The organism is Streptomyces sp. NPDC006208, from assembly GCF_040613775.1.
Taxonomy (GTDB): Bacteria; Actinomycetota; Actinomycetes; order Streptomycetales; family Streptomycetaceae; genus Streptomyces.
The window spans coordinates 1-2,742 of sequence record NZ_JBEXSW010000121.1; the positions used below are offsets into that span (position 1 = coordinate 1).

Annotated in this window: 2 protein-coding genes and 1 pseudogene; 1 reads left to right on the forward strand and 2 read right to left on the reverse strand. The window is 66.4% G+C overall.

Translation table 11 applies throughout. The annotated features are described in order from the left end of the window. Positions 1-917 (reverse strand): hypothetical protein (locus ABZ208_RS38915; RefSeq protein WP_356914173.1); only part of this gene is annotated, 917 nt, incomplete at its 3' end. A gap of 454 nt (positions 918-1,371) precedes the next feature. On the opposite strand from ABZ208_RS38915, the pseudogene ABZ208_RS38920 reads away from it, so the two are divergent. After that, positions 1,372-2,160, forward strand: a pseudogene (locus ABZ208_RS38920) (PP2C family protein-serine/threonine phosphatase); the annotation flags it as partial. Between the two features lie 150 nt (positions 2,161-2,310). Here ABZ208_RS38920 and ABZ208_RS38925 read toward each other — a convergent pair. Next, positions 2,311-2,697, reverse strand: a complete 387-nt coding sequence (locus ABZ208_RS38925) for a DUF2267 domain-containing protein (protein ID WP_356914174.1) — start codon at positions 2,695-2,697, stop codon at positions 2,311-2,313. Positions 2,698-2,742 lie beyond the last annotated feature (45 nt).

The following is a 2,742-nucleotide window of genomic DNA, read 5'->3' on the forward strand; positions in this document are numbered from 1 at the left end:
GGGGTTCGTGTCATGGAAGCGAACACTCGGTCGTTGAGGATGAACAGCGCCCACGCCAAGTTGATGACGATCAAGCCCCCGTAGCAGACGAGCACCCCGATACCTACGGTCATGACCGTCGAGGCGTTGTAGAGCCTCGCCCTCTGCCTCGCCTCCGGCGAGCCCTCTGTTGATCGATGCCACAGCTGCGCGTCTACGATCAGCCAGCCGATCATGAGCCCGATAGACCCGACCATGGCGATCACGAGGCGTGGCGCGCTCAGGGCCTCGGCCAGGCTCCAGGTGGTGGAGTTCACGGTGGCGACTGCTCCCGTGGCGAGTGCGGCCGCCAGGGCTTTCGACAAGCCGGGTACCAACCGCCACGGCCGGTTGGCGCGGACCATACCGACGAGCACCCTCAGGTAACCGCGGGGCCCGCTGACGACGTACCGAAGATCGGCGGTCTCCTCCTCACCGACCGGGCCCGGATGAATAGGCGTGAGACGACCGGCAAAGGGCCCCAGCAGCGGCTCACTTTGCGGAGGTCCTCCAGTGGCCTGCGGACCCGCCAAGCCGAGCACGGCTTCTTCCACGGCCCGCCGGGCCCTCGTCTGCAGCCGCAAGCCCCCCAGTGAAGGAAGAGACAGCAGCGCCAAGCCGTGTTCGTAACTCAGATTCACAACGAGCTTGCGCCCGTCTGATTGCAGCGGAAGGTCGGTGAGGGCCACGACGATGTCCCAATTTTCCGCACTTCTGCGGTCCATGATCCTGCGCATCAAGGTGGGCGGGTCCTCGGTCCCTGAGGTGAAGGGCTCACTGACCACCTCGACGTCGAACCGTCGCCCCTGGCCTGACTTGTCGGCGAGCCGAGTAGGAAGTATCTGGGCCATGCGCTGCGCGATCTCCGTCGGCGCGTCCGGATCCGCCAGGAGAGCCACGACCGTAACGCCCTGAGACGACACCCGCATGACTGGACCCTTCTCGTCGGCAGCCCCCGCGATCGCAAGTGCCCACAGGATGCCCCCGAGGTAACGTCGACGCCGCGTGACATGCTGGCCTCCGCCGGCATGTGCAGGCGGTACGGCCAGATCTCCTCGTCTTCCCAGCACAGGGCCGGCTCCCACCACGGGCCATGATCGCGTGCGCCACCGACCACCCCGCTTCGGTGTCCGGCCCGAAAGTAGCGGCTCGATCGGCGCCCCCTGCGCGTCGGTCAACGGCGCACCCGCACCAACGATCCGATGATCCAAACGAAACGGCCTAGTCTAGGCGTGATTGGAGCGCTGATCCCGAAGCCCGACCGATCCGCAGGGCGCCCCAGCACCCCAGGCTGATCGGCCCACATCTCGGGTGTCGGAGAGCTCAGATTGTGCCGGCTCGACCTCGCAGGGATCATCGAAGCGCACCTACAGCGACACCATCGCGCAGCGCATGCGTACCAGGCCGATGCACCTGCCCACGGAGATGGTGAGGGCTTTTCTCCCTCCCCGGTCGATCGGCACCGGGCGGGTCGTTTCGACGGCGGTTCTGGAGCCTGCGTACGAACTGGGCGGCGATGCTTTCGACCATGCGTTCACCGCGGACGTTCTGCACGCCACAATCCTTGACGGCATGGGGCACAACCTGGCGTCCGGGCTTGCCACCTCTGTCGCCATGGCAGGCTGCCGTAACGCCCGGCGCAGCGGGGTAGACCTGAACGAACTCGTGGGCACCGTGGACGAGGCGCTGGCGAAGTGGCTTCCGGAGCAGTTCTGCACAGGTGTCTTCACTCAGTTGCACATGCCCACCGGTGTGCTGCGCTGGTGCAACTGCGGCCACCCGCCTCCGTTGCTCATCCGTCGCCACCGCCTGCTCCATAAGGCCTTGGAGCGGCCACCTGAGCCTCCTTTGGGTCTGCCCGCCAGTCTCGCCGGGACCGCCCGTCAGGTGCACGACGTCAGCCTCGAACCTGGTGACCGAATACTGCTCTACTCAGACGGCGTCGTGGAGTCACGCGATGATGCAGGCGAAGAGTTCGGCCTGGAGCGCTTCACCGACTACATCATCCGGTCGACCGCAGCGGGGCAGAGCGCCCCGGAAGTGCTGCGCCTGCTCATCCATGCCATCCTCGAGCAGCGGCACAACAAACTCAGCGACGACGCCACGATCTTGATGTTCGAGTGGCGGCCCCCTGATCCGTGACCGCAAGAGCCCGAGGGCGCAGCCGTGGCGCCGGTATTCCGCGGACGCAGACGCTGACGTCGGTGGATGCCGAGCGTGGCTCAGTCTCCGGGAGGCGGCGGGTATAGCGCCGCACATCTGCAGCGCTATACCCGCGTAGGCAAGGGCTGGTCACGGCAGGAGCGCGGCAAACGAGTTCGGGACCCGGGATTTGAGGTGCTTCCATTCGCCGGCGCTCACATGGCGCTCCAGAGATTTCAGCACGGTGCGCACCAGCCGCTCGCTGCCGCCCTCGCCCGCATAGGGGAATCCGCTCCGGACCCGTGCGAAGAACTCCTCGTTGCTCATCTTTACGGGCGTCTCGGCCGGCTTCCAGCCGTCGTAGTAGACGCCCCTCACGATGGTCGGCAGCTGGGCGCCGAACTGTACGGCCGTCTCGACCGGGAGACGATCCCGGAGCGGGTGCCGCACGGCCCGAAGTGCCGCGTACGACTGCTTGCGCCGTTGCTTAGTGGCTGTTGTCTTTCCGGGCTTGAGGGCTGCGTTTCCGCTGGTCAGGCGTGGGTTCGGCGGTCTCGGGGAGTGGTGACGTGTTGAGTTGTC